This is a genomic window from Pseudomonas sp. FG1, from assembly GCF_034313875.1.
GTDB classification, from domain to species: Bacteria; Pseudomonadota; Gammaproteobacteria; order Pseudomonadales; family Pseudomonadaceae; genus Aquipseudomonas; species Aquipseudomonas veronii.
In genome coordinates this window covers 1921060-1946289 of sequence record NZ_JAVIWP010000001.1, presented here as the reverse complement: position 1 = coordinate 1946289, position 25230 = coordinate 1921060, and the positions used below count along the sequence as shown (strand labels likewise).

Annotated in this window: 23 protein-coding genes and 1 pseudogene; 18 read left to right on the top strand and 6 right to left on the bottom strand. The window is 62.9% G+C overall.

Annotated elements, in window-relative coordinates; translation table 11 throughout:
* Window positions 1-224 precede the first annotated feature (224 nt).
* From aroQ to purH, 8 genes are all read left to right on the top strand, one after another.
* Window positions 225-680 carry a type II 3-dehydroquinate dehydratase gene (gene aroQ, locus RGV59_RS08925; RefSeq protein ID WP_017849665.1) on the top strand — a complete coding sequence of 152 codons (456 nt, stop codon included), beginning with the start codon at window positions 225-227 and terminating at the stop codon, window positions 678-680.
* Window positions 681-704: 24 nt separating this feature from the next.
* Window positions 705-1163 carry an acetyl-CoA carboxylase biotin carboxyl carrier protein gene (gene accB, locus RGV59_RS08920; RefSeq protein WP_017849666.1) on the top strand — a complete coding sequence of 153 codons (459 nt, stop codon included), beginning with the start codon at window positions 705-707 and terminating at the stop codon, window positions 1161-1163.
* Between the two features lie 17 nt (window positions 1164-1180).
* Window positions 1181-2542 carry an acetyl-CoA carboxylase biotin carboxylase subunit gene (accC, locus tag RGV59_RS08915; protein WP_017849667.1) on the top strand — a complete coding sequence of 454 codons (1362 nt, stop codon included), beginning with the start codon at window positions 1181-1183 and terminating at the stop codon, window positions 2540-2542.
* 277 nt (window positions 2543-2819) lie between these two features.
* On the top strand, window positions 2820-3698 hold the full coding sequence (prmA, locus tag RGV59_RS08910) for a 50S ribosomal protein L11 methyltransferase (RefSeq protein ID WP_126587070.1): 879 nt from the start codon (window positions 2820-2822) through the stop codon (window positions 3696-3698).
* A 30-nt stretch (window positions 3699-3728) separates the two neighbouring features.
* Window positions 3729-4973, top strand: coding sequence for a DUF3426 domain-containing protein (locus RGV59_RS08905; RefSeq protein WP_126587072.1), 1245 nt, complete (start codon window positions 3729-3731; stop codon window positions 4971-4973).
* Window positions 4974-5158: 185 nt separating this feature from the next.
* A complete protein-coding gene (gene dusB, locus RGV59_RS08900) occupies window positions 5159-6172 on the top strand; it encodes a tRNA dihydrouridine synthase DusB (RefSeq protein ID WP_017849670.1) in 1014 nt (337 codons plus the stop codon).
* On the top strand, window positions 6169-6489 hold the full coding sequence (gene fis / locus RGV59_RS08895) for a DNA-binding transcriptional regulator Fis (RefSeq protein WP_002555375.1): 321 nt from the start codon (window positions 6169-6171) through the stop codon (window positions 6487-6489). The genes dusB and fis overlap by 4 nt, the downstream gene beginning before the upstream one ends.
* Before the next feature lie 81 nt (window positions 6490-6570).
* On the top strand, window positions 6571-8178 hold the full coding sequence (gene purH / locus RGV59_RS08890) for a bifunctional phosphoribosylaminoimidazolecarboxamide formyltransferase/IMP cyclohydrolase (protein WP_046384852.1): 1608 nt from the start codon (window positions 6571-6573) through the stop codon (window positions 8176-8178).
* Between the two features lie 15 nt (window positions 8179-8193).
* Here purH and RGV59_RS08885 read toward each other — a convergent pair.
* Window positions 8194-8307 (bottom strand): annotated as a pseudogene (locus tag RGV59_RS08885) (outer membrane lipoprotein carrier protein LolA); the annotation flags it as partial.
* Between the two features lie 21 nt (window positions 8308-8328).
* On the opposite strand from RGV59_RS08885, the gene purD reads away from it, so the two are divergent.
* From purD to RGV59_RS08870, 3 genes are all read left to right on the top strand, one after another.
* Window positions 8329-9621 (top strand): phosphoribosylamine--glycine ligase, encoded by a 1293-nt coding sequence (gene purD, locus RGV59_RS08880; protein WP_322246928.1) that lies wholly within the window; start codon window positions 8329-8331, stop codon window positions 9619-9621.
* Between the two features lie 101 nt (window positions 9622-9722).
* Window positions 9723-12494 carry a hybrid sensor histidine kinase/response regulator gene (locus tag RGV59_RS08875; RefSeq protein WP_126587074.1) on the top strand — a complete coding sequence of 924 codons (2772 nt, stop codon included), beginning with the start codon at window positions 9723-9725 and terminating at the stop codon, window positions 12492-12494.
* Between the two features lie 2362 nt (window positions 12495-14856).
* The gene (locus tag RGV59_RS08870) at window positions 14857-15453 is read left to right on the top strand and encodes a MarC family protein (RefSeq protein WP_017849674.1); all 597 of its coding nucleotides are present in this window, start codon (window positions 14857-14859) and stop codon (window positions 15451-15453) included.
* Here RGV59_RS08870 and RGV59_RS08865 read toward each other — a convergent pair.
* From RGV59_RS08865 to cobG, 5 genes are all read right to left on the bottom strand, one after another.
* On the bottom strand, window positions 15450-16229 hold the full coding sequence (locus RGV59_RS08865; RefSeq protein WP_046384853.1) for a hypothetical protein: 780 nt from the start codon (window positions 16227-16229) through the stop codon (window positions 15450-15452). The genes RGV59_RS08870 and RGV59_RS08865 overlap by 4 nt on opposite strands.
* A gap of 237 nt (window positions 16230-16466) precedes the next feature.
* Entirely contained in the window at window positions 16467-18104 is a 1638-nt protein-coding gene (gene cobJ / locus RGV59_RS08860) for a precorrin-3B C(17)-methyltransferase (protein WP_102618967.1), read from the bottom strand.
* Complete coding sequence (locus tag RGV59_RS08855) at window positions 18104-18835, bottom strand: precorrin-2 C(20)-methyltransferase (RefSeq protein ID WP_017849677.1); 732 nt, start codon at window positions 18833-18835, stop codon at window positions 18104-18106. The genes cobJ and RGV59_RS08855 overlap by 1 nt, the downstream gene beginning before the upstream one ends.
* Window positions 18835-19461 (bottom strand): precorrin-8X methylmutase, encoded by a 627-nt coding sequence (locus RGV59_RS08850; RefSeq protein ID WP_017849678.1) that lies wholly within the window; start codon window positions 19459-19461, stop codon window positions 18835-18837. The genes RGV59_RS08855 and RGV59_RS08850 overlap by 1 nt, the downstream gene beginning before the upstream one ends.
* Window positions 19454-20806 (bottom strand): precorrin-3B synthase, encoded by a 1353-nt coding sequence (gene cobG / locus RGV59_RS08845; protein ID WP_032805131.1) that lies wholly within the window; start codon window positions 20804-20806, stop codon window positions 19454-19456. The genes RGV59_RS08850 and cobG overlap by 8 nt, the downstream gene beginning before the upstream one ends.
* 38 nt (window positions 20807-20844) lie before the next feature.
* On the opposite strand from cobG, the gene cbiE reads away from it, so the two are divergent.
* From cbiE to RGV59_RS08810, 7 genes are all read left to right on the top strand, one after another.
* Window positions 20845-22050 carry a precorrin-6y C5,15-methyltransferase (decarboxylating) subunit CbiE gene (cbiE, locus tag RGV59_RS08840; RefSeq protein WP_126585396.1) on the top strand — a complete coding sequence of 402 codons (1206 nt, stop codon included), beginning with the start codon at window positions 20845-20847 and terminating at the stop codon, window positions 22048-22050.
* A complete protein-coding gene (locus RGV59_RS08835; protein ID WP_126585395.1) occupies window positions 22047-22766 on the top strand; it encodes a cobalt-precorrin-6A reductase in 720 nt (239 codons plus the stop codon). Before cbiE ends, RGV59_RS08835 begins: the two co-directional genes overlap by 4 nt.
* Before the next feature lie 356 nt (window positions 22767-23122).
* The gene (locus tag RGV59_RS08830) at window positions 23123-23425 is read left to right on the top strand and encodes a type II toxin-antitoxin system RelE/ParE family toxin (RefSeq protein ID WP_126585394.1); all 303 of its coding nucleotides are present in this window, start codon (window positions 23123-23125) and stop codon (window positions 23423-23425) included.
* Window positions 23426-23428: 3 nt separating this feature from the next.
* Window positions 23429-23719, top strand: coding sequence for an addiction module antidote protein (locus tag RGV59_RS08825; protein ID WP_017849687.1), 291 nt, complete (start codon window positions 23429-23431; stop codon window positions 23717-23719).
* Between the two features lie 96 nt (window positions 23720-23815).
* Entirely contained in the window at window positions 23816-24211 is a 396-nt protein-coding gene (locus tag RGV59_RS08820) for a DUF2946 domain-containing protein (RefSeq protein WP_046485671.1), read from the top strand.
* Between the two features lie 47 nt (window positions 24212-24258).
* Window positions 24259-24741: a copper chaperone PCu(A)C gene (locus RGV59_RS08815; RefSeq protein WP_046384861.1), complete on the top strand. Its 483-nt coding sequence runs from the start codon at window positions 24259-24261 to the stop codon at window positions 24739-24741.
* Window positions 24742-24752: 11 nt separating this feature from the next.
* The gene (locus tag RGV59_RS08810; RefSeq protein ID WP_108526128.1) at window positions 24753-25178 is read left to right on the top strand and encodes a DUF2946 domain-containing protein; all 426 of its coding nucleotides are present in this window, start codon (window positions 24753-24755) and stop codon (window positions 25176-25178) included.
* Window positions 25179-25230 lie beyond the last annotated feature (52 nt).

Sequence of the window (25230 nt, the reverse complement as noted above, 5' to 3'; positions counted from 1 at the left end):
ATCTGTAACTGATCCACCGCTATCGGGGGCAAGCCCCCTCCCACATTTGATCGCCACAGGTTTCAAGACGGTATTACCAATGACCGGATCTTGGGCCGCAGTCACAAATTTCGCGCAATCCTCGCTAATCGTGCTGCCTACTGCATAGAACTGGACAGTCATAAACGCTTTGCGGCATAGTCGCCGGGTTCTGCCGTACCCACATCAATAACAAGGAACAGCCGATGGCGACCTTACTGGTTCTTCACGGACCCAACCTGAACCTGCTCGGCACCCGCGAACCGGGCGTCTACGGGGCAGTGACCCTGGAACAGATCAACCTCGATCTGGAGCGACGGGCCCGTGAAGCCGGCCACCATTTGCTGTACCTGCAAAGCAATGCCGAGTACGAATTGATTGATCGCATCCATGCCGCGCGCGGCGAAGGCGTGGACTTTATTCTGATCAATCCCGCCGCTTTTACGCACACAAGTGTTGCATTACGTGACGCGCTGCTGGCGGTGAGCATCCCATTCATCGAAGTGCATTTGTCGAACGTGTACAAACGCGAACCTTTCCGCCATCACTCCTACTTCTCCGACGTAGCGGTAGGTGTGATCTGCGGCCTTGGCGCCAGCGGTTATCGACTGGCCCTGGAGGCCGCCCTGGAACAACTTGAACAACCGGCCAAGCGCCCCTGACCGACCCTTGGGAGTTGACGATTCATGGATATCCGTAAAGTTAAGAAACTGATCGAACTGCTGGAAGAATCCGGCATCGACGAGCTGGAAATCAAGGAAGGCGAAGAGTCTGTACGCATCAGCCGCCACAGCAAGACCCCGGCCCAGCAATTCTACGCGCCGCAGATGCAAGCACCGGCACCTGCCGCTGCCGCTCCGGTCGCCGCTGCGCCTGTCGCCGCCGCCGAGCCTGCTGCACCCAAGCTGAACGGCTTCGTGGCCAAGTCGCCAATGGTCGGTACGTTCTACCGCACCCCGGCACCGGGTTCGCCAGCCTTCGTTGAAGTCGGCAAAACCGTGAAAGAAGGCGACACCATCTGCATCGTGGAAGCGATGAAAATGATGAACCACATCACGGCCGAAAAAGCCGGTGTCATCGAATCCATTCTGGTAGAAAACGGTCAGCCGGTTGAGTACGACCAGCCGCTGTTCACCATCGTTTGAACCGCGGAGCGCCTTCGATGTTGAAACCTGCGAAGAAACTGCAAAAAGTCCTGATCGCCAACCGCGGCGAGATCGCGCTGCGTATCCTGCGCGCCTGTAAGGAAGAGGGCATCAAGACCGTCGCTGTTTACTCGACGGCCGATACCGAACTGATGCACGTGAAACTGGCGGACGAAAGCATCTGCATCGGCCCGCCACTGGCTGCGAACTCGTACCTGAAAGTCTCGAACATCATCGCCGCTGCGGAAGTGACCGGCGCTGATGGCATCCACCCGGGCTACGGCTTCCTCGCGGAAAACGCCGATTTCGCCGAACAGGTGGAAAAATCCGGGTTTGCCTTCATCGGCCCGAAAGCAGAGACCATTCGCCTGATGGGTGACAAGGTTTCGGCCAAGGACGCCATGATCGCGGCCGGCGTGCCGACCGTTCCAGGCTCCGACGGCCCGCTGCCCGAGGACGAGACCACTGCGCTGCGCATCGGTCGCGAAGTCGGTTACCCGGTGATCATCAAGGCCGCAGGCGGCGGCGGTGGTCGCGGCATGCGCGTGGTACACAAGGAAGAAGACCTGATCGAAGCGGCCAAGCAGACGCGCTCCGAAGCGGCTGCCTGGTTCGGCAACCCGATGGTCTACCTGGAGAAGTACCTGACCAACCCACGTCACGTGGAAGTGCAGGTGCTGTCCGACGGCCAGGGCCACGCCATCCACCTGGGCGACCGCGATTGCTCGCTGCAACGTCGTCACCAGAAGGTATTGGAAGAAGCACCGGCACCGGGCCTCGACGAGAAAGCCCGTGCGGAAGTCCTGGCGCGCTGCGTCAAGGCGTGCATCGACATCAACTACCGTGGCGCCGGCACTTTCGAGTTCCTCTACGAGAACGGCCGTTTCTACTTCATCGAGATGAACACTCGCGTGCAGGTAGAACACCCGGTTTCGGAGATGGTCACCGGTATCGATATCGTCAAGGAGATGCTGAGCATCGCCGCCGGTAACGAGCTGTCCTTCACCCAGGACGACGTGAAGATCCACGGCCACTCCCTGGAGTGCCGGATCAACGCCGAAGACCCGAAAACCTTTATCCCGAGTCCAGGCCTGGTCAAGCATTTCCATGCACCGGGCGGCAACGGCGTTCGCGTCGATTCGCACCTGTACAGCGGCTACAAGGTTCCGTCCAACTACGACTCGTTGATCGGCAAGCTGATCACCTGGGGCGCCACCCGCGACGAGGCCATGGCCCGTATGCGTAACGCCCTGGACGAAATCGTGGTCGACGGCATCAAGACCAACATCCCGCTGCATCGGGATCTGGTCCGCGATGAAGGCTTCTGCGAAGGTGGTGTGAACATTCACTACCTGGAACACAAGCTGGCCAACCAGTAAGTGCTCCACCCAACAAAGCCGCCTTCGGGCGGCTTTGTTGTTTGTGGCCCCTCCATTTTGAAGATGTACACAGTCCAAATGTGGGAGGGGCTTGCCCCCGATGGCGGCAGCTCAGTCATAGATTAGGTGACTGACCCACCGCTATCGGGGGCAAGCCCCCTCCCACATTTGGTCGGCGTACTGTCAGTACAGTCGTCTTCTTCTCCACGCTCGCGTAAACTTGCGCGCTTTCGCAGCCCCTCCCCGCTGCACACTCATTTTTTCAAAGGTGCCCGCCATGCCTTGGCTGCAAGTCCGTCTCGCCATCAGCCCAGAACAAGCCGAAACCTACGAAGACGCCTTCCTTGAAGTGGGCGCCGTCTCGGTGACCTTCATGGACGCCGAAGACCAGCCGATCTTCGAGCCGGAACTCAACACCACCCCGCTGTGGTCCCACACCCACTTGCTGGCCCTGTTCGAAGACGGCACCGATGCCGCCAGCGTCCTGGCCCATATGGAACTGCTCACCGGCGGCCCGCTGCCCGAGCACCACAGCGAAATCATCGAAGACCAGGACTGGGAACGCAGCTGGATGGACAACTTCCAGCCGATGCGTTTCGGCCAGCGCCTGTGGATCGTGCCGAGCTGGCACGCCGCCCCCGAGCCGGACGCGGTGAACCTGCTGCTGGACCCGGGCCTGGCGTTCGGCACCGGCACGCACCCGACCACCGCGCTGTGCCTGGAATGGCTGGACGGCCAGGACCTGAACGATTGCCATGTGCTGGACTTCGGCTGCGGCTCGGGGATTCTGGCGATTGCCGCCCTGTTGTTGGGCGCCAAGGAAGCCGTCGGCACCGATATCGACGTACAGGCCCTGGAAGCCTCCCGCGATAACGCCGGGCGCAACCACATTGCTGAAGGCAAATTCCCACTGTACCTGCCGGAGCAATTGCCCCAGGTGCAGGCTGATGTGCTGGTCGCCAATATCCTCGCCGGCCCGCTGGTGGCCCTGGCGCCGCAGCTGTCGAGCCTGATCAAGCCGGGTGGCCGCCTGGCACTGTCGGGCATCCTCGCCGAACAGGGTGAAGACGTGGCTGCAGCCTACGCCCAGGATTTCGAGCTCGACCCGATCGCCAATCGTGATGGCTGGGTACGCATCAGCGGGCGTCGGCGCTAGAATGAGCGCTTGCCTGAATCGGATGGCCGCATGACCGACAGTTTCGTCACCCAGTGTCCCCATTGCCAAACGCGCTTTCGCGTCAGCCACGCTCAGTTGAACGTGGCGCGCGGCGTGGTGCGCTGCGGCTCGTGCCTGCAAGTGTTCAACGCCGCGCGCCAGTTGCTGGAGCAGCGCGCCCACGCGCAAGCGCCGAAGCCTGAACATCCGGCCGCAGCGGAGCACGCCGCCGAGGCGCCGCGGGCAATCAGCCAGAAACAGTGGACCGCGCAAGAGCTGGACCTGGACAACCTGGACCTGGACAAAGAACTGGCCAAGCTGGAACGCCGCGAGATTCAACACACCCAGCCGCTGGGCGCGGAACGCCGGCAAGGCAGCGCCGACCGACGCAAAAAGGAAGATGCCCTCAGCGCCAGCCGCGACACGATCAAGGCCGAGGAAGAAAAATGGGCCGCCAGCCTCTTCAGCGAACCGCCTGAAGAACGCGGCAAAGCGCCCGAAGACGAACCTGAACCGGCAAATGCCCCTGCGACTAAACAGCGCACCGAACCGTCGATGTCCCTCGCCACCGACGACATCGACGATGAACCGCCGCTGCGCTCCACGCCTGCCGATGAAGACGACGAACTCGACCCGCCCGTGAGCGCGGTCAGCGACGACGTGGACGCGCCGGAACCCGACGAGCGCCCCCAAGGCCGCAAGCGCTCGCGCAGCGCCGCCAGCGCCCACGACGAGCTGCTGCAGGACCTCGAAGATGACCCGCTGCACTTGTACGCCGGCAAACGCCCGTCGAGCTGGGGCCGTCGCCTGCTCTGGCTGTTGCTGGTGCTGATCGCCGCCGCCGGCCTCGCCGGCCAGTACATTGCCTACCAGTTCGACGACCTGGCGCGCCAGGACGCCTATCGCCCGTGGTTCCAGCAACTGTGCCCGACATTGGGCTGCACGGTGCCATCACGGGTCGATATCGCGCACATCAAGAGCAGCAACCTGGTGGTGCGCAGCCATCCTGAATTCGCCGGCGCGCTGGTGGTGGATGCAATCATCTATAACCGCGCGACGTTCTCCCAGCCGTTCCCGTTGCTGGAACTGCGCTTTGCCGACCTGAACGGCAACCTGATCGCCAGCCGGCGCTTCAAGCCCGCCGAATACCTGAGCGGTGAGCTGGCCGGGGTCAGTGAAATGCCGTCGCAGACGCCGATCCATATCTCCCTGGACATCCTCGACCCCGGCAACAAAGCGGTGAATTACAGCCTGAGCTTTCATTCGCCCGAGTGAATCGGCGCGGTCATCGAGGTTTGACGACGGATTATTGACTGGACCGCCGGCAACCAAACCGGTGGCGATAAAGAAATAACTGTTCAGATTTTATCCAATTCAGCCTTTATCCAGTCATCGAGAGCGGGTATCATGCCAACCCTTTTTCGAACTCTAATGATCCGGCCCCACAACAGGGAAGTCCTATGTCGGCGGTACGCATCGGCCCATACACATTGCACAATGGTTTGATTCTCGCGCCAATGGCGGGAGTCACCGACCAGCCCTTTCGTCAGCTGTGCAAGCGTTTGGGCGCGGGTCTAGTAGTCTCGGAAATGGTCACCAGCGACATGAGCTTGTGGAACACCCGCAAATCGCGGCTGCGCATGATCCACGAAGGTGATCCCGAGCCCCGCTCGGTACAGATCGCCGGTGGCGACGCACAGATGCTGGCGGAAGCGGCCCGGGCCAACGTGGAGCTGGGCGCGCAGATCATTGACATCAACATGGGCTGTCCGGCCAAGAAGGTCTGCAACAAGGCCGCCGGTTCCGCGCTGTTGAAGGATGAGCAGTTGGTCGCCGAGATCCTGCAGGCCGTTGTCGCCGCAGTGGATGTACCGGTCACCCTGAAGATTCGTACCGGCTGGGACCGGGACAACAAGAATGGCCTGACGGTGGCGAAGATCGCCGAACAGGCGGGTATTTCAGCGCTGGCGGTGCATGGCCGCACCCGCGCCGATCTTTACACCGGCGAAGCCGAGTACGACACCATTGCCGCGATCAAGCAGGCCGTGTCGATGCCGGTATTTGCCAATGGCGATATCGACTCAGCCGAGAAAGCCCGGCGCGTGCTGCATGCGACCGGTGCCGATGGCTTGTTGATTGGCCGGGCCGCCCAGGGGCGGCCATGGATTTTTCGTGAAGTCGAACACTTTCTGCGTACCGGCGAGCTGTTGCCGGCACCGGGGTTGATCGAGGTGGAACGTATTCTGCTAGAGCATCTGGCCGCCCTGCACGCCTTCTACGGAGACGTGATGGGAGTACGCATTGCTCGCAAGCATGTCGGCTGGTATCTCGCAACCCTGCCGGGCGCCAGGGAGTTTCGCGCCCACTTCAATCGTTTGGATGATACGGAAGCACAGTGCGCCAACGTTCGTGAGTTCTTCAGCGAACGTGACAAGAGCCTGGTGACAGGGGACGGAGAGGGGGTGGCCGCATGACGATGATGACCGAGACTTTAGTGAGTGGAACAACACCCGTGAGCGACAACGTCAATTTGAAACAGCACCTCAACACGCCGAGCGAAGAAGGCCAGACCCTTCGCGGGAGTGTCGAGAAGGCGCTGCACAATTATTTCGCCCACCTTGAGGGCGCTTCCGTCACGGACGTGTACAACCTCGTGCTCTCCGAAGTCGAGGCGCCCTTGCTCGAAAGCGTGATGAACTACGTCAAGGGCAACCAGACCAAAGCCAGTGAGCTGCTGGGCCTCAACCGTGGCACCTTGCGCAAAAAGCTCAAACAATACGATTTGCTGTAAGCATTCAATCCGACCAGAAAGGCGCCCGCGTAAAACCGGTCGCCTTTTTTGCTGACTCCTTTGCTTTTGATGGAAATTGAAATGACCGACCAGACTACCCGCCTGCCGATCCGCCGCGCCTTGATCAGTGTCTCCGACAAGACCGGGGTTCTCGAATTTGCCCGGGGGCTGGAAGCCCTGGGCGTGGAAATCCTCTCCACGGGCGGGACCTTCAAACTGCTGCGAGACAACGGCGTGGCCGCAGTAGAAGTCGCGGACTACACCGGTTTCGCAGAGATGATGGACGGTCGGGTCAAGACCCTGCACCCGAAAATCCACGGCGGCATCCTCGGCCGTCGCGGTATCGACGACGCCATCATGAACGAGCACGGCATCAAGCCGATCGATCTGGTGGCGGTCAACCTCTACCCGTTCGAAGCCACCATCAACAAGCCGGGCTGCGACCTGCCGACCGCCATCGAAAACATCGATATCGGCGGCCCGACCATGGTTCGCTCGGCCGCCAAGAACCACAAAGACGTGGCCATTGTGGTCAACGCCAGCGACTACGCCCAGGTGCTTGAAAACCTCAAAGCCGGTGGCCTGACCTACGCCCAGCGTTTCGACCTGATGCTCAAGGCGTTCGAACACACCGCCGCCTACGACGGCATGATCGCCAACTACATGGGCACCGTGAACCAGGCCGCCGAGACCCTCAGCACAGAAGGTCGCAGCCAGTTCCCGCGGACCTTCAACAGCCAGTTCATCAAGGCCCAGGAAATGCGCTACGGCGAGAACCCGCACCAGAGCGCGGCGTTCTACGTGGAAGCCAAGCCGGCCGAAGTGGGCATCGCCACCGCGACCCAGCTGCAAGGCAAAGAACTGTCCTACAACAACGTGGCCGACACCGACGCCGCGCTGGAATGCGTGAAGAGCTTCGTCAAGCCGGCCTGCGTGATCGTCAAGCACGCCAACCCGTGCGGCGTGGCCGTGAGCCCGGACGCTGAAGGCGGCATCCGCCAGGCTTACGAACTGGCCTACGCCACCGACACCGAATCGGCCTTCGGCGGCATCATCGCTTTCAACCGCGAACTCGACGCCGCGACCGCCAAGGCCATCGTCGAGCGTCAGTTCGTCGAAGTGATCATCGCCCCGTCCGTCAGCGAGGAAGCCCGCGCCATCGTGGCCGCCAAAGCCAACGTGCGCCTGCTGGCCTGCGGCGAATGGTCGGCCGAACGTGCCCCTGCCTGGGACTACAAGCGCGTCAACGGCGGCCTGCTGGTGCAAAGCCGCGACATCGGCATGATCAGCAGCGCCGACCTGAAAGTGGTGACCAAGCGCGCACCGACCGAGCAGGAAATCAACGACCTGATCTTCGCCTGGAAAGTGGCCAAGTACGTCAAGTCCAACGCCATCGTCTACGCCAAGAACCGCCAGACCATCGGTGTCGGCGCCGGCCAGATGAGCCGTGTGAACTCGGCGCGCATCGCCGCGATCAAGGCTGAACACGCCGGTTTGCAGGTAGCGGGCTCGGTGATGGCGTCCGACGCGTTCTTCCCGTTCCGCGACGGCCTGGACAACGCGGCCAAGGCCGGCGTCACCGCAGTGATCCAGCCTGGCGGCTCGATGCGTGATGCCGAAGTGATTGCTGCGGCTGACGAAGCCGGCATCGCCATGGTCTTCACCGGCATGCGCCACTTCCGTCACTAAACAGCACCGCTTCCCGACTGTAGGAGCGAGCTTGCTCGCGAAAAACTCAAAAACGCCACGAGGTGTCAGGTTTCCCTCGTTATCGTTGACGACCTTCGCGAGCAAGCTCGCTCCTACAGGGAAGCACAGCGTTTCTCAGAGGTTTTTGAAATGAATGTTTTGATTATTGGCAGCGGTGGCCGTGAACACGCCCTGGCCTGGAAAGTTGCCCAGGACCCACGCGTCCAGAAAGTATTCGTAGCTCCCGGCAACGCCGGCACCGCCATTGAAGCCAAGTGCGAAAACGTCGCCATCGACGTGCTGGCCCTGGAACAACTGGCGGATTTCGCCGAGAAAAACGTTTCCCTGACCATCGTCGGTCCGGAAGTGCCGCTGGTTGCCGGTGTCGTCGACCTGTTCCGCAGCCGCGGCCTGGACTGCTTCGGCCCGACCGCCGGCGCGGCCCAACTGGAAGGTTCCAAGGCATTCACCAAGGATTTCCTGGCGCGCCACAAGATCCCGACCGCCGACTACCAGAACTTCACCGAGATCGAGCCAGCCCTGGCTTACCTGCGTGAGAAAGGCGCGCCAATCGTGATCAAGGCCGACGGCCTGGCCGCGGGCAAAGGCGTGATCGTCGCCATGACCCTGCAGGAAGCCGAAGACGCCGTGCGCGACATGCTCGCCGGCAACGCCTTCGGTGAAGCCGGTTCGCGCGTGGTCATCGAAGAATTCCTCGACGGCGAAGAAGCCAGCTTCATCGCGATGGTCGACGGCAAGAACGTCCTGCCGATGGCCACCAGCCAGGACCACAAGCGCGTCGGCGACGGCGACAGCGGCCCGAACACCGGCGGCATGGGGGCTTACTCCCCGGCCCCGGTCGTAACCAGCGAAGTGCATCAGCGTGTGATGGACCTGGTGATCTGGCCGACCGTGCGCGGCATGGCCGATGAAGGCAACGTCTACACCGGTTTCCTCTACGCCGGTCTGATGATCGACAAGGCCGGTAACCCGAAGGTCATCGAGTTCAACTGCCGCTTCGGCGACCCGGAAACCCAACCGGTGATGCTGCGCCTGCAATCGAGCCTGGTGCTGCTGGTGGAAGCCGCGCTGGCCCAGGCCCTGGACAAGGTTGAAGCCCAGTGGGACCCACGCCCGAGCGTCGGCATTGTGCTGGCAGCCGGCGGTTACCCGGCCGACTACGCCAAGGGCGATGTGATTGAAGGCCTGGACGCGGCGGCGACGCTGGAAGGCAAAGTGTTCCATGCGGGCACTGCGCTGCAGGACGGCAAGGTGGTGACCGCAGGTGGCCGTGTGCTATGTGCCACCGCGATGGGCGCCAGTGTCGACGCTGCACAGCAACAGGCTTACAAACTGGCGGCAAAAATCAGCTGGAACGGCTGCTTCTACCGCAAAGATATCGGCTATCGCGCGATTGCCCGTGAACGTGGCGAGACTCATTAAGTCGCTATCCGTTCGGTTAGGTAAGGGCCTCTGGCCCTTGCCGTACTCGTATGACCCCGCGCATAGTTAACCCGTGCTTCAACCTACGAAGGGATTTCGCCGTGCGCTGGCTCAGGATCGCCATAGGTTTCACTGTCAGTCTGCTGACACTGCTCTGTTTGCTCCCGGCCCAGGCCGCTGCGCAAGGCAGTGGCTGGGCAGTATTGCTTGATGAACAGGCCGACCTGCAACTGAGCGATATCCGTTCGCCCCGCTACACCAATCAATTCAGCCCCATCGAACTGGACCGGATCACTGCCGCCGAGCCGGACGGTGCGTTGTGGGTACGCTTCAAGCTGCAACCCGGCCAGCACGAGCAAGTGCTGCGGGTGTTTGCCCCGGACGTTTCCCTCCTGAGTCTGTATGTGCTGGATGGCGACACCCTGGTGGAACAGCAAACCACCGGCACGCGCCAGCCCCAGGCCGAGCGCCCGCTGCCCAGCAGCGACTTCATGCTGCCGATGCCCCAGAGCCCGAAGCCCCTTGAGGTGTACCTGCGCCTGGTCTCGGAACACGAACTGCGCCCCTATATCACCCTGGAGCCGGCCGTACTCGCCGCCGCCGACCAAAGCCAGACGCTGATCTACGGCCTGCTGTTCGGCTGCCTGCTGATGCTGATCCTGCACAACCTCTCCCGCTTCGCCTACCACCGCTCACGCAGCAGCCTGTGGCTGGCGGCCTGCGAAGTGCTGCTACTGCTCAGCCTGGCGTTGCTGCTCAACCTGCTGGGGCCATGGCTGCAGAACTGGCACGCGATCCAGACGCCGGGCGCCTACCTCGCCCTGCTGCTGACCGCACCGTGCGGGCTGATGTTTGCCTATCGCTTCTTCATGCCGCTGGGCCCGCACCCGCTGAACAAACTGTTGATGGCCGACATTCTGTTGATCGTGCTGTGCGGCCTGCTGCTGTTGTTCGTCAACACGTTGCCGCTGAACATCATCACTTACGCCCTGGTGGCCCTGGCCGGCCTGAGCATGTTGTTTGTCTCGGCCTATCACTGGCAAAAAGGCTACCGGCCGGCGCGGTTGTTCGTGGCGGGGATGGTGGTGTTCAACATCGGCACACTGATCATCCTGCCTGCCTTGCTTGGCCTCACGTTGCTGGCGCCGCAAGGCTTGATCATTACCCTGCTCAGCTTTATCTGCCTCAGTGGCCTGCTGATGAGCCTGGCCCTCGGCGAACGCCAGCGCGCCATCGTCGAAGCACGCTTCAGCCTCAGCCGCGAGCTGGCGGCCAGCAACGCCGAAATCGCCGCCAAGGCCGAGTTCCTGGCGAAGATCAGCCACGAAATCCGTACCCCCATGAACGGCGTGCTGGGCATGACCGAGCTGCTGCTGGGCACGCCGCTGTCGGTCAAACAGCGCGACTATGTGCAGACGATCCACAGCGCCGGTAACGAACTGCTCACACTGATCAACGAAATCCTCGATATCTCCAAGCTGGAATCCGGGCAGATCGAATTGGACGACGTGCAGTTCGACCTCAATGCGCTGATCGACGACTGCCTGAGCATCTTCCGCGCCAAGGCCGAGCAGCAGAACGTCGAGCTGATCAGCTTTATCCAGCCCCAGGTGCCGCGGGTGATCAGCGGCGACCCGACGCGCCTGCGCCAGGCGATGTTGAGCCTGCTGGAAAACGCCCTGCAGAAAACCGATGAAGGCGAAGTGTTGATCGTCGTCGCCCTCGACGAGCGCAGCCCCAAGCCGCGCCTGCGCATTGCCGTGCAGGACAGCGGCCTGCCAATGGAAGCCGCCGAACGCGATGCGTTGCTGCACAGCGAACTGCACAGCAAGAACTTCCTCTCGGCCACCCGCTTGAGCGGCCACCTGGGCCTGGTCATCGCGCGCCAGTTGATCCTGTTGATGAACGGCGAATTCGGCGTCAAGAGCGGCGCACAACAAGGCAGCACCCTGTGGCTGACCCTGCCGCTGGACCCTGAACGCCTGGAACACCCGACCTCCGACCTCGACGGCCCGCTCAAGGGTGCGCGGGTACTGGTGGTGGACGACAACGACACCTGCCGCAAAGTGCTGGTGCAGCAATGCACCGCCTGGGGCCTGAATGTCAGCGCCGTGCCGTCGGGCAAGGAAGCCCTGGCGTTGTTGCGCACCAAGGCGCACCTGCGTGATTACTTCGACGTGGTGCTGCTGGACCAGAACATGCCCGGCATGACCGGCATGCAACTGGCGGCCAAGATCAAGGAAGACCCGAGCCTCAACCACGACATCCTGCTGATCATGCTCACCGGCATCAGTAACGCGCCGAGCAAGATCATCGCGCGCAATTGCGGGATCAAGCGCATCCTCGCCAAGCCGGTGGCCGGCTACACCCTCAAGACCACCCTGGCCGACGAACTGACCCAGCGCAGCAAAGGCGGCGGGCAGCCACGCGCGCCCCTCAACGCGCCCGCGGCCATCATCGTGCCCAGCGACTTCCGCATCCTGGTGGCCGAAGACAACAGCATCTCCACCAAAGTCATCCGCGGCATGCTCGGCAAGCTCAACCTCAACCCGGACACCGCGAGCAACGGCGAAGAAGCCCTGCAGGCGATGAAGGCCCAGCGCTATGATCTGGTGTTGATGGACTGTGAAATGCCGATCCTCGATGGCTTCTCCGCGACCCAACAGTTGCGGGCCTGGGAAGTCAGCCACCAGCGCATTCGCACGCCGGTGGTGGCGCTCACCGCACACATCCTCTCGGAACATAAAGAGCGCGCACGCCAGGCCGGGATGGACGGGCACATGGCCAAGCCGGTGGAATTGTCACAATTGCGCGAGCTGGTGGAGTACTGGGTGGCGCAGCGTCAGCCACGGCCGGAGCATGCACCCTCTTAACGTCAAATGCGATCGAATGTGGGAGGGGGCTTGCCCCCGATGGCGGTGGACCAGTCACCGATGCATCGACTGAAAGCCGACGATGACAAGCTTGCTCCCGATAGCGCAGGAACAGTTACAAATAAGCTGACTGTCACACCGCCATCGGGGGCAAGCCCCCTCCCACACTGAGCCTGCGTCTGCCACACAATGGATGAACACCACAGATCCTATGTGAGAGGGGGCTTGCCCCCGATGGCGGCGGACCAGTCACCTATGCATCGACTGAAAGACAGCGATGGCAAGCTCGCTCCCGATAGCGCTGGAACAGTTACAAATAAGCTGACGGTCACACCGCCATCGGGGGCAAGCCCCCTCCCACACTGAGCCTACGTCTGCCACACAATGGATGAACACCACAGATCCTATGTGGGAGGGGGCTTGCCCCCGATGGCGGCGGACCAGTCACCTATGCATCGACTGAAAGACAGCGATGGCAAGCTCGCTCCCGATAGCGCTGGAACAGTTACAAATAAGCTGACTGTCACACCGCCATCGGGGCAAGCCCCCTCCCATACTGAGCCTACGTCTGCCACACAATGGATGAACACCACAGATCCTATGTGGGAGGGGGCTTGCCCCGATAGCGGCGGACCAGTCACCGATGCATCGACTGAAAGCCGGCGATGGCAAGCTTGCTCCCGATAGCGCTGGAGCAGTTACAAATAAGCTGACTGTCACACCGCTATCGGGAGCAAGCTCCCTCCCACACTGAGCCTGCGTCTGCCACACAATGGATGAACACCACAGATCCTATGTGGGAGGGGGCTTGCCCCCGATGGCGGCGGACCGGTCACCTATGCATCGACTGAAAGACAGCGATGGCAAGCTCGCTCCCGATAGCGCTGGAACAGTTACAAATAAGCTGACTGTCACACCGCCATCGGGGCAAGCCCCCTCCCATACTGAGCCTACGTCTGCCACACAATGGATGAACACCACAGATCCTATGTGGGAGGGGGCTTGCCCCGATAGCGGCGGACCAGTCACCGATGCATCGACTGAAAGCCGGCGATGGCAAGCTTGCTCCCGATAGCGCTGGAGCAGTTACAAATAAGCTGACTGTCACACCGCTATCGGGAGCAAGCTCCCTCCCACACTGAGCCTGCGTCTGCCACACAATGGATGAACACCACAGATCCTATGTGGGAGGGGGCTTGCCCCCGATGGCGGCGGACCGGTCACCTATGCATCGACTGAAAGACAGCGATGGCAAGCTCGCTCCCGATAGCGCTGGAACAGTTACAAATAAGCTGACGGCCACACCGCCATCGGGGCAAGCCCCCTCCCACACTGAGCCTGCGTCTGCCCCACAATGGATAAACACCACAGATCCTATGTGGGAGGGGGCTTGCCCCCGATGGCGGTGGACCAGTCACCTATGCATCGACTGAAAGACAGCGATGGCAAGCTTGCTCCCGATAGCGCTGGAACAGTTACAAATAAGCTGACTGTCACACCGCTATCGGGAGCAAGCTCCCTCCCACACTGAGCCTGCGTCTGCCACACAATGGATGAACACCACAGATCCTATGTGGGAGGGGGCTTGCCCCCGATGGCGGTGGACCAGTCACCTATGCATCGACTGAAAGCCGGCGATGGCAAGCTTGCTCCCGATAGCGCTGGAACAGTTACAAATAAGCTGACTATCACACCGCCATCGGGGGCAAGCCCCCTCCCACACTGAGCCTGCGTCTGCCACACAATGGATGAACACCACAGATCCTATGTGGGAGGGGGCTTGCCCCCGATGGCGGCGGACCGGTCACCTATGCATCGACTGAAAGACAGCGATGGCAAGCTCGCTCCCGATAGCGCTGGAACAGTTACAAATAAGCTGACTGTCACACCGCCATCGGGGCAAGCCCCCTCCCATACTGAGCCTACGTCTGCCACACAATGGATGAACACCACAGATCCTATGTGGGAGGGGGCTTGCCCCGATAGCGGCGGACCAGTCACCGATGCATCGACTGAAAGCCGGCGATGGCAAGCTTGCTCCCGATAGCGCTGGAGCAGTTACAAATAAGCTGACTGTCACACCGCTATCGGGGGCAAGCCCCCTCCCACACTGAGCCTGCGTCTGCCACACAATGGATGAACACCACAGATCCTATGTGGGAGGGGGCTTGCCCCCGATGGCGGTGGACCAGTCACCGATGCATCGACTGAAAGCCGACGATGGCAAGCTCGCTCCCAATAGCGCTGGAACAGTTACAAATAAGCTGACTGTCACACCGCCATCGGGAGCAAGCTCCCTCCCACATTTGATCTCTGTCGCCTGATAGACTCCGCCAATCTTCTTCTGTCGCGAGCCACCCCCATGCTCCACGTGTTATTCAGCGTTTACCTGAAGATGCTGGTGCTCTACAGCCCGTTCTTCGTGTTGTCCTGTTTTATCAGCCTGACCCGCGGCTATTCGAGCAAGGAACGGCGACGCCTGGCCTGGAAAGTGGCGTTGGCGACGCTGGTGTCGAGCGTCTTGCTCTACCTGTTCGGCCGGGTGATTTTCAGCGTGTTCGGCATCACCGTGGACGCTTTCCGCATCGGCGCCGGCAGTGTGCTGTTCATCTCGGCCCTGGGCATGGCGCAGGGCAAGTCGGCGGTGCAGACCGATAACGTGCAGCAGGACGTGACCATCGTGCCGCTGACCATTCCGCTCACCGTCGGCCCCGGCACCATCGGGGCGCTGCTGGTGATGGGTGTCAGCCAGCCCCATTGGGACGACAAAATCGCTGCCATCCTCAGCATCGCCCTGGCCAGCTTCACGGTGGGCGTGGTGCTGTATTTGTCCAACCGTATCGAACGGATTCTCGGTGACCAGGGCTTGCAGATTGTCAGTCGCTTGATGGGCTTGTTCGTGTGCGCCTTGGCCGCACAAATCATCTTTACCGGGGTGCGCGGCTACCTGGTGCCTTAGATCCGGTATTTGGCGATCGCCAGTTGCACCTTGTCGCCCGCACTCTCACGCATCAACTGGATGGTTTTTTCGTTGACCACCGAGGTATTCAGCACCAGGCAGGTTTGCCCGCTGAAGGCCTCGAACGAGGAACTGTCCCACTCAAGAAAAGGCAGCCCCACGTGCTTGCTGACGCCATGGGAGCTGTAGGTCACCAGCACCATCATGACTTCGCCGTCGGTTTCGGCGCAGGACGCCAAGCCAAAATCGCCGCCCTGATGCACGCTGCTATTGCGCTTGAACAGCTCGAATGACGCCGGCATCTGTTTCAATGTTTCCAGCGCATCGGCGGCCAGTTTCGGCAGCGCCGTCAGCAGAGGCCCGGCCAGTGAGGTCGAGGCCAGCAGGGTGGCGATGATATTCAGCGCCGCCAGTTGCACCGTCAGCCCCTTGCCGGCGCTTGAGACCCGCTCGAACCGGCTGCGCACCGGCAGCCAGCCCAGGCTGATCATCACCTTGATAAATTCGTCGTACCAGCCCTCCGTGCCGCGACTGATCTTCAAGACATCGCTGACGTAGCTGCTGGCCAACAGATAGCTTTTGCGGATGTATTCGCGGTTCAGGCCGCTCAGGCCGTCGGCGAACGAGATCACGCCATTGTTGACCACCGCTGCGTTGCAGCCGTCCTCGGTATCCAGCGGTAAAGCCGCGTGCGTCCCCGGCGCGCCGGGCAGCTTATAGGCGGCAATCAATTTGCGCCGCTTGGTACTGTTGATCCTTCTGTGATGTCGCTCCATTTTCAGTTCTCCACAAGCACCCCACATGGGGCGTGTGTCCACACTAGTCCAGGCGCCGACGGGCTTTCCACACGACAAACATCCCTTGCCGGCAGCGCTCGCACAGCGCAGCCCAGCATTCGTTGGGCGCCCCGCGGGCAGTTCCGGATTTCATCGATAAAAAAAGAAAAAGCCCCGAATCACGGCAGGTGTTCACCCAGCGTCATTCGGAGCTTTCCGGCGCTCGCGCGGCGGTTTTCAGGAGGCCGGTTTTTCGCCATACCAGCGCGGCGTGTACACCCACTCACCGCCGCCGGCGCGCGGGAACGCGCAGGTGGTGGACGAGCCGATCAGCACCATGGTCCGCATGTCCACCTGTTCCGGGGTCAGTTGCCCCAGCGTGGTCACGCGCAGGGTCTGGCCCGGCCGCCCGATATCGCGGCCCAGCACCACCGGCGTTGCGGCGTTGCGGTGTTGCGCGACAATCTCCAGGGCACGCCCCAGTTGCCACGGCCGCGCACGCGAGATCGGGTTGTAGAACGCCAGGGCCAGGTCGGCCTGGGACGCGAGGTCCAGGCGCTGCTCGATGATCGACCAGGGCTTGAGGTTGTCCGACAGCGACATCACGCAGAAGTCGTGCCCCAACGGCGCGCCGGCCTGGGCGGCGGTGGCCAGGGACGCGGAAACGCCCGGCAGGATTTCCAGCTCGACCTGGTGCCAGGCCGGGTCGTCGGACTCGTGCAGCGCCTCGATCACCGCCGCCGCCATGGCGAACACACCAGGGTCACCGGACGACACCACCACCACCGACCGGCCTTGAGCGGCCAGCGCGAAAGCGTGGCGGGCGCGCTGCATTTCTTCACGGTTGTCGGTGCAGTGCTGCACCTGATCGTCGCGGAACGGCCCGGCCATGCGGACGTAGGTTTCGTACCCCAGCACATCGGTACAGCGCGCCAGTTCGGCCTTCACCGCCGGCACCATCAGGTCGGCGGCGCCAGGGCCAAGGCCGATCACCGCAAGACGGCCACGCGGGCGACCGACCTGGGACACGTCCAAGGGCTGCTCGGCGACCGAAACAACGATGTCCGCCGCTTGCTCCACCTCGGCGAAACGCAGCGGCACGCCTAATTCCAACGCCGCTTCGTGCAACGACGGTTCGGCCATCTGGGTATCGCTGGCCAACAGGCAGGCCAGTGACTGCAGGGCAATCCCCGAGGCATGCAACGCGCCACGCACACGCTGCGCCAATTGCGCGCCGGGCTTGCAGGTGACGCACACGCTCTGTGGATAAATCAGCAACTCGTTGGCCGCCGGTACGCGCTCGGCGCTGCCTACGTGGATCGCCAGGCGCGCCTGTCGGTCCTGCGCCAGGTTGGCCTGGTCAAGCCACGGCGCCGCGCCTTCGATACGCACGCTTTCGCCGGCAAGCAGGTCGCTGACGAAGCGCTTGCCCAGCTCCAGGTCCGCCAGTTGATAACCGGCCGGCGGGTTGAGCAGGCACGTGCCGAAACGCAGCTCGCCACTGGTGGTGATCGCGGCGGCCACGCCCAACGCCGCGGCAATCTCCCGGGCCATGTCATTCACCCCGCCCAGGCCACCGAGCAACGGCACCACCGCACTGCCGTCTTCGGCCACGGCCAGTACGGCGGGCTCTTCGCCTTTTTCCAGCAGCAGCGGCGCCAGGGTGCGGATCACGATACCGGCGGCGCACAGCGCGATCAGCGGCGTGCCTTGCTGATAGAGCTGGCGCAGGGTCGCGCCGAATTCGCGGTAGCTCTGGTCCGCGCCGTCGACCCGGCCCTGCAGGCCGTGGATCACCGCGCCCGGATACACCTGCGCAATCCTGCGCGCCGTGGCCAGGCTGCCCTGCCCGAGGATGACAATCGCCGGGCGCATCAACCTTGCCACCGTTCACCGGGCACGATGATCAGCGAGAAATACGGCGAGGACATCGGCTCGACTTGATCCAGCGGGACGATTTTCTGGTTGGCCATGGTCGCGCGCTCCACATACAGCGCACGCTCGGCCAGGCCGAGTTCTTCGAGCACCTGGCGCACCTTGGGGAAGTTGCGCCCCAGCTTCATGATCACCGCCGCGTCGGCATCCGCCAGGCGACGCTTGAGGTCTTCATGGGGCAGCACCCCCGACAGCACCGACAGGCTCTGGTTGCGATACACCAGCGGCGCGCCGAGCACCGAGGCGCCACCGAGCATCGAACACACGCCGGGAATGACCTGCGCTTCGTAGCGCTCGGCCAGACGGTCATGCAGGTACATGTAGGAGCCGTAGAAGAACGGGTCGCCTTCACAGATCACCGCCACATCGCGGCCGGCGTCCAGGTGCGCGGCGACGTCCTGGCTGGCGCTGTCGTAGAAATCGCTGATCACCTGTTCATAGGACAGCGGCGCCGGCAACGCTTCGGTGGTCACCGGGTACACCAGCGGCATCAGGGTTTGCTGCGCCACCAGGTGGTCTTCGATGATGCCGAAGGCGTTGCCCTTTTTGCCCTTGGCCACGAAGTACGCCACCACAGGCGATTCGCGCAGCAGGCGCAGGGCCTTGAGGGTGATCAGTTCCGGGTCGCCGGGGCCGACGCCCAGGCCAATCAAACGTCCGCGTGCCGGCATTATTCGACCTCCGTGGCCAGGGCATTGACCGCCGCGGCCGCCATCGCGCTGCCGCCCAGGCGGCCCTGCATGATCACGAACGGCACGCCACGGCTGTCGGCGGCCAGCATCGCCTTGGATTCGGCGGCGCCGACGAAGCCCACCGGGAAGCCAAGGATCAACGCCGGTTTCGGCGCGCCGGCGTCGAGCATTTCCAGCAGGTAGAACAAGGCGGTCGGCGCATTGCCGATCACCACCACACTGCCGGCCAGGTGCGGGCGCCACAGTTCCAGGGCGGCGGCGGAGCGGGTGTTGCCCAGCTTCTGCGCCAACGCCGGCACGCGTTCGTCGCGCAGGGTACAGATCACTTCGTTGTTGGCCGGCAGCCGCGCACGGGTCACGCCTTCGGACACCATCCGCGCATCGCACAGAATCGGCGCACCGGCGGCCAGCGCCTCGCGCCCGGCCCTGCCTGCGCCTGCGGAGAACTGCAGGCCGTCGATCGCCTCGACCATGCCGCAGGCATGAATCACGCGCACCGCGAGTTTTTCCAGGTCGGCCGGGATGCGCTCCAACCTGGCTTCCGCGCGAATAATGGCAAAGGAGTTGCGATAGATCTCCTGACCGTCGCGGATGTAATCAATCATCGGTGTTGCTCCGTGGGTGAGCGCGCAGCAGGGCGCCCGCCGCTTCAATAGAAAGAGTGCGCGCGTGCAGCCGGCCGAAACCGGGCTGGGCTGCTTCGCGAAAATAGACGTCGTAATGGCCGGGGCTGACCGCCAGCAAGGTCACCGGCGCGATGTGCGCGGCGGCGCAGGAACGCGCGCAGCCAGACAGATGTACCGCGTGGCCGGGGCGCAGCGCGGCCAGTTGCATCGCGTCGGCCTTGGTATCGGCCAGGCCTTTGCCGCAGCCGCTGGAGCCGGTGCAGGCGATCAGCTGCGCCAGCGGCTGGTCGGCCGAGCAGAGGAAACCCAGTTGTTCCAGGCGCGCGGTGATCGCGGCGGCATCCTGGCATTTGGCGTTGGGCAGCAGCAGGCCTTGCCAGGGGGTAAAGCGCAGCGTGCCGTCGCCATACTCATCGGCGAGTTGCGCTGCGCCCTTGAGCATGGAGGCGTCGAGTCGACCCAGCGGCGTCACGGCGGTCACGTAGACCCGACCGTGCTGACGCTGTGGATAACTTCCCAGGTGCAGCCACGCCCCGCTGGCCGGGCGCTTGAAGCCATCGACCGGCAATAACGGCAGGTCCAGCCCGACCAGGAAGTTATCCACAGGCAGATGACGCATGCGTGTTTGCGCCGGCGTGGCCAGGTCCAGAAACCGTTCCAACACCGCCACCACCAAGGCATGCCCCTGCTCCAAGCGCACGGCCGCCAACGGCGCATCCAACCCCGGGCAGCCGGCCAGGCCGAACGCGAGCAGTGTTTCGCCGCCCTGCTCAAAGGCCGACAGCCACAGGTCATGGTGATGTTCGAGCATCGCCAGGGTTTCACCGCCATCCAGTTGCACCGCGAACTTGGCCGACAGCTCGTGGAAGCGCGTGTGGTTTTGCAGGGTGGCGAGGATCTGGTCGGCCAGCGGGCGCGTATCGAACAGCATCTGCGGGTCGATACCGGCGCTGGGGCTGAGCATCAGGTTGCGCACGTCGTCACCGGCGGCGGTGCTGGGGCCGAGGCCTGCGGCAAGGAGCATCGCGATCAAGGCCTGCTGCTCGGCACCGATCCCGCGGATCTGCAGGTTGGCGCGGTTGGTCGCCTCGATCACCCCGCCCGCATAGGCCTGGGCCGCGTCCGCCACGGCATGGGCTTGTGCGGCGCTGATCGCGCCGCCGGCCAGTTTGATCCGGCAAATGCCGCCGTCCAACGCCTGGACGATACGCAGCAACCCCGGGCAAGCCGAGGGGCGCAAGGTGTTCAGAGCAGGGATTGGGTTCACGGGGCTACCGGTTCGCGGGTCAAGGCGCGGTATTATGCCTGCTTTGTCCGACGGCATGAAAAGCCTGCCCGTCGGATGTCGTTCAAGGAATTCATATGTCGCCCTGGCTGACGGTAATAGGCATCGGTGAAGACGGCTTCAAAGGGCTCGGCAGAAACGCCCGGCACGCCGTGTTGCGTGCCGCGCGGATCATCGGTGGCCAGCGCCAATTGGACCTGTTGCCAGTGTGCGTGCGCGGCGAACGCCAGTTGTGGCCGAGCCCGTTTTCCCTGGCGCCGCTATTGGCGCGACGCGGTGAACCGGTGTGCGTGCTGGCCAGCGGCGACCCGATGTTCTACGGCGTCGGCGCCAGCCTGGCGCGGCAGGTGCCGGCTGAAGAGATGCTGATTTTGCCGGCGCCCTCCTCTGTGTCGCTGGCGGCGGCGCGTCTGGGCTGGGCGTTGCAGGACGTGATGACGTTATCGGTGGTGGCCCGCCCCTTGGCGGCGTTGAATGCACATCTGGCCAGCGGCGTGCGCTTGCTGGTGTTGAGCAATGACGGGCAGAGCCCTGCCGCGATTGCCGCGCTGTTGGCTGAATCCGGCTTTGGGCCGAGCCGCCTCAGCGTCTTTGAACACCTGGGCGGCGCGGCTGAGCGGCGTGTCGATGGCGTGGCCCACGCTTGGCCGCACGCCGCGGTCGCCGATCTGAACCTGGTCGCCATCGACTGCCTGGCCGACGCCGACGCCCCGCGCCTGTCGCGCCTCGCCGGCCTGCCGGATGTGGCGTTCAAACACGACGGCCAACTGACCAAACGCGACGTGCGCGCCATGACCCTGGCCCGCCTGGCGCCACTGCCCGGCGAATTGCTCTGGGACGTGGGCGCGGGCAGCGGCTCCATCGGCATCGAGTGGATGCGCGCCCACCCGAGCTGCCGCGCCTTGGCGATTGAAGCCGATGCCGGCCGCCAAGGCCTGATCGAACATAACCGCGACGCCCTCGGCGTGCCCGGCCTGCAACTGGTGCGCGGCACCGCGCCTGCGGCCCTCGGCGGCCTGGAAACGCCCGACGCGATCTTCATCGGCGGCGGCGTCACCCGCGACGGCGTGCTCGAGACCTGCTGGCAGCACCTGCGCCCCGGTGGCCGCCTGGTCGCCAACGCCGTGACCCTGCAAAGCGAAATGACCCTGATGGCCTGGCGCGCCCAACACGGCGGCGAACTGACCCGCCTCCACGTGGCCCAGGCCCAGCCGCTCGGTGAATTCGACACCTGGCGCCAGGCGCTGCCGATCACCCTGCTGGACCTGATCAAGCCCCTATGAAACCGATCCTGCTACTGGGCGGCGTCACCGAAGCCCTCGCCATCGCCCGCACCCTGGGCCCCGAACATATCTACAGTCTGGCCGGTGTGGGCCGCGTGCCGACCGACCTCACCTGCCAGGTGCGTGTCGGTGGCTACGGCGGGGTTGAAGGGTTGGCGCAGTTCGTGCGCGACGAACACATCGGCCTGATCCTCGACGCCACCCACCCGTATGCGGCACAGATCAGCCACAACGCCGCCCAGGCAGCACGGTTGTGCGGTGTGCCATGTTGGGCCCTGCGCCGCCCGGCGTGGCGACCGCAAGCGGGGGATGACTGGCGCGAAGTCGCTGACTGGGCCGAGCTGATCGAGGCCCTGAAACCCTTCAAGCGCCCGCTGTTCACCTTGGGCCGCGAGCCGTTGCAGCATCTTGATGAGATCCCGCAGGAGCAATTCTGGACACTGCGCGCGTTGGAGGTGTATCCGGGCAATGAACGCTGCGAAGTCATCGGCGCGCGTGGGCCGTTTCTGATCGAAAACGAGCGCGCGTTGTTCGAACGACAAAAGATCGATGTGCTGATCAGCAAGAACAGTGGCAGCACCGCCACCGAACCGAAGCTGGAAGTGGCGCGCGAGCGAGGGGTGCCGGTGTTGGTGTTGAGGCGGCCGGTGTTGGCTGCGGCGGATCGAGAATTTACAGCCGTGGCTGCGGTGCTACAGGCAATATCGTCTCGCTAAACGACACCTCGCCAATGTGGGAACTTGCTCCCGTTCGACGGCGTAGCAGTCGCATGATCGCTGAATTTGCAGCGATGTCCGCAGACTAGAGATCACGTTTGCGACCAGCAACCTCAAACAAGGTGTCGCACGTTTCTGTTTGTACGAAGACCTAGCCAAAACACCCACTGTTTGGTTTACCCAGCAGAAAGACGATTCACCTTACGACCAACTCCGAACCAGCCGGCTAGTTCAGCCAAAAGCTCCCGCCCTAACCTCCCCTCTCGCGGTTTTGCACCCGCTTCCGCGATGGGGATGCACTGCAGTTGCAGCGCGTCGCAACTTGCCATCCTGTATCCCAAGGAATACGATTTGCGATGATTGAGTTCGAAGAATCCATTGAGTTTGTCAAATGGCTCGAAGCAATGCGCGATCCGCTCGCAAAAGTACGCATTGTGACAAGGCTGCGCATGGCGCAAGCAGGAAACTTCGGCGACTGTGAGGCTGTAGGAGAGGGCGTTTGCGAAATGCGAATCCACCAAGGCCCTGGGTATCGGGTTAACTTCACTCGCCGAGACAAGGTGGTTTATCTGCTGCTGATGGGCGGCGACAAATCAACACAAAGCCGAGACATCCAGCGTGCAATACACATGGCAAAAAATCTTGGCCGCAAGGAGTGACTTATGAGCGAATCCTTTACCCGTTTCGATGCCGCAAAATATCTCAAGACTCCTTTTGAGATGGCCGCCTATCTGGATGCTTGCTTTGAAGAAGATGCTGGCGACGGTCTGTTGATTCGCACAGCGCTGAACGATATCGCTCGCGCCCAAGGCATGACCCAAGTCGCTCGCGACGCCGGCCTGGGGCGAGAAAGTTTGTACAAAGCCCTCTCCAGCACTGGCAATCCCGAGTTCGCGACTATCATGAAGGTCATGAGAGCACTGGGGCTCAAACTTCACGCCACCGCGCTCTGACACACTGCGACACCAAACCACACCGCCACTTTTTACTTATCCCCCCCGATCAGGCTAAATACCCGCCTGATCGTTTAACCCTACGGATTGTCCGCCATGGCCCGTCAACGCTTTGCAATCGTCTGGATCGCCTGCTTTGCAGTGCTGTTCAACGCCTTTGCCATGCCGCTGGCCGGGGCGATGCAGCAGTCCAAGGACCCCGCGCAGCAACTGTTGTGGGGCAGTTTCTGTTCGTCCAATGGCGCCAGCCTGAAAACCGTTGCCCTGGGCAAGTTGGACATTCCGGCACCGGCGCAGGACGATCATTCCGCCATGCAGCATTGCTGGTGTTGCTCGGGCTCGGCGCCGTTGGTGGCGTTGCCGGGGCATGTGCCGCAGTTGTATGTCACGCGGTTCGAGGCGGCGCAGAGCCTGCCGCCACCGTCATTGCAGTCCCCGACGCCGCGCCAGCAATGGCCGAGCCTTAACCCGCGCGCCTCTCCAACGGTCTGATGGTCTTCGCAAGTGAACTGCGTTTAGAACCGTTCTGGAGAACTGCCATGCTCAAATCTTCCCTGCTTCTGGCCGCATTGCTGCTGCCGGTGTTCAGTGCTGCCAATGCCGACGACTTCAAGGCCGGCGACCTGCTGGTCAGCGATCCCTGGTCCCAGGAATTGCCCCCCAACGCGCCGACCGTCGCGGCCTACTTTGTGGTTCACAATACCGGCGAAACCCCGGACCGCCTGCTCAGCGCCAAGACGCCAGTGGCGGACAAGGCCGAACTGCATGAGCATGTGATGCAAGGCGCATTGATGAAGATGCAACAAGTGCCCAGCGTTGCCGTGCCGGCCAAGGGTGACTTGACCTTCGCGCCCATGGCCTATCATGTGATGTTGCTGGGCCTCAAAGACCGCAGCGTACTGGCCGACGGCAAGCACTTCCCACTGACCCTGACCTTCGAAAAAGCCGGGGACGTCGAGGTGCAAGTGTCCGTGCAGAAAGTCCCGCCGATGGCGCCCCACGAGCATAAACACGGCGAGTAGGCCAACACTTGATGGGCGCCCCTCGCGCCAGGTTGTCCGCGCCGCGCCGCAGGCCCGTGAGCCTTAAGCGCGGCAGTTGGATCAGCCTGTTCGCCATGCTGATGATCTTTATCGGTCCGCTGATTTCCCAAGCGATGCCGATGAATCAGCACGCCGGTATGTCCATGAGCATGTCCATGGACATGCCCGAGTGCCACGGCGAACCGCAACACCGTCCGCCTCAAAAACAAGCCCCCGACGAACACCACGTCCTCTGGGAAAAGTGCGGCTATTGCAGCCTGCTCTTCAGTTGCCCGGCACTGCCCGGCAGCGTGTCCTACCTCACCCTCGGCGCCCCATCGCCGGCCAACGCCCTCATCCCCTCACCGCGCCTGGGCCATGCCCGGCAGAGCATTTTCCCCGGCGCGCGCAGCCGTGCCCCACCCATCGCCGCGTAAGCACTTGACACCGTTACTTCACCCCGGCCGACGTTAGACAGACAGCCACAGG

Coding starts and splice junctions, on each gene's coding strand:
- RGV59_RS08835 (WP_126585395.1), top strand. CDS start 22,047: ATGAAACCGATCCTGCTACTGGGCGGCGTCACCGAAGCCCTCGCCATC.
- RGV59_RS08855 (WP_017849677.1), bottom strand. CDS start 18,835: ATGCCGGCACGCGGACGTTTGATTGGCCTGGGCGTCGGCCCCGGCGAC.
- RGV59_RS08870 (WP_017849674.1), top strand. CDS start 14,857: ATGCTCCACGTGTTATTCAGCGTTTACCTGAAGATGCTGGTGCTCTAC.
- cobJ (WP_102618967.1), bottom strand. CDS start 18,104: ATGCGCCCGGCGATTGTCATCCTCGGGCAGGGCAGCCTGGCCACGGCG.
- RGV59_RS08810 (WP_108526128.1), top strand. CDS start 24,753: ATGGGCGCCCCTCGCGCCAGGTTGTCCGCGCCGCGCCGCAGGCCCGTG.
- RGV59_RS08815 (WP_046384861.1), top strand. CDS start 24,259: ATGCTCAAATCTTCCCTGCTTCTGGCCGCATTGCTGCTGCCGGTGTTC.
- accC (WP_017849667.1), top strand. CDS start 1,181: ATGTTGAAACCTGCGAAGAAACTGCAAAAAGTCCTGATCGCCAACCGC.
- purD (WP_322246928.1), top strand. CDS start 8,329: ATGAATGTTTTGATTATTGGCAGCGGTGGCCGTGAACACGCCCTGGCC.
- purH (WP_046384852.1), top strand. CDS start 6,571: ATGACCGACCAGACTACCCGCCTGCCGATCCGCCGCGCCTTGATCAGT.
- RGV59_RS08850 (WP_017849678.1), bottom strand. CDS start 19,461: ATGATTGATTACATCCGCGACGGTCAGGAGATCTATCGCAACTCCTTT.
- RGV59_RS08865 (WP_046384853.1), bottom strand. CDS start 16,229: ATGGAGCGACATCACAGAAGGATCAACAGTACCAAGCGGCGCAAATTG.
- aroQ (WP_017849665.1), top strand. CDS start 225: ATGGCGACCTTACTGGTTCTTCACGGACCCAACCTGAACCTGCTCGGC.
- cobG (WP_032805131.1), bottom strand. CDS start 20,806: ATGCCGTCGGACAAAGCAGGCATAATACCGCGCCTTGACCCGCGAACC.
- cbiE (WP_126585396.1), top strand. CDS start 20,845: ATGTCGCCCTGGCTGACGGTAATAGGCATCGGTGAAGACGGCTTCAAA.
- prmA (WP_126587070.1), top strand. CDS start 2,820: ATGCCTTGGCTGCAAGTCCGTCTCGCCATCAGCCCAGAACAAGCCGAA.
- RGV59_RS08825 (WP_017849687.1), top strand. CDS start 23,429: ATGAGCGAATCCTTTACCCGTTTCGATGCCGCAAAATATCTCAAGACT.
- RGV59_RS08905 (WP_126587072.1), top strand. CDS start 3,729: ATGACCGACAGTTTCGTCACCCAGTGTCCCCATTGCCAAACGCGCTTT.
- RGV59_RS08820 (WP_046485671.1), top strand. CDS start 23,816: ATGGCCCGTCAACGCTTTGCAATCGTCTGGATCGCCTGCTTTGCAGTG.
- fis (WP_002555375.1), top strand. CDS start 6,169: ATGACGATGATGACCGAGACTTTAGTGAGTGGAACAACACCCGTGAGC.
- RGV59_RS08830 (WP_126585394.1), top strand. CDS start 23,123: ATGATTGAGTTCGAAGAATCCATTGAGTTTGTCAAATGGCTCGAAGCA.
- dusB (WP_017849670.1), top strand. CDS start 5,159: ATGTCGGCGGTACGCATCGGCCCATACACATTGCACAATGGTTTGATT.
- accB (WP_017849666.1), top strand. CDS start 705: ATGGATATCCGTAAAGTTAAGAAACTGATCGAACTGCTGGAAGAATCC.